We start from the raw sequence: 575 nt of genomic DNA on the forward strand, positions 1-575 counted from the left end.
CTTTCGCTTCATCACCCTAGCGTAGGTGATGCGGTCGTTTGATTCTCATTGTTTTGATATGTTTTGTTACTGTTGATAACAATTAATATCGATGTCTTTTCCTATCTTGCGTTTTATGAGATACTCTCATATCTCTTAACGTTTTGTATCAAGGATATTTGATTAACTTTTAATCAAATTTCATGTATGCAGTTTTCAAGGTACATATTGACTGATGCTTTATCAGTCATTAGAAATCTTAAACTCTTTTAAAATCTCTAATCACTGGTAAAACCAGCATATCTTAACAGCTCTTCCCGGCTGATACGGGTTAGCACCGGACTTTACGATTCGTATCTGGCTCCATCCTGTTTCCGACAGGACTCACTTTCCAATGCCTGTTTTATCTTCATCAGGCTTCCAGCCTGTTGTTTTCTTTTTGATCTGGCGCCCACCTGCTCTCCCACACCGTCTCCAGTGCAGTACCATCGGCCGATTGGGTCTTAACCGTCGTGTTCGGGATGGGAACGGGTGTGTCCCCCAACCGCATCGGCACCAGAAATGTTTCAGCTTGATAGCTAAACAGTAAAACACAT

Annotated in this window: 1 rRNA gene; it reads right to left on the reverse strand. The window is 41.7% G+C overall.

The window, feature by feature from the left end:
• Positions 1 to 421: 421 nt before the first annotated feature.
• Positions 422 to 539 (reverse strand): 5S ribosomal RNA (rrf, locus tag LI074_RS17115).
• Positions 540 to 575 lie beyond the last annotated feature (36 nt).

This window comes from Blautia sp. MSK18_10 (assembly GCF_020553185.1).
Classification (GTDB): domain Bacteria; phylum Bacillota; class Clostridia; order Lachnospirales; family Lachnospiraceae; genus Blautia_A; species Blautia_A wexlerae.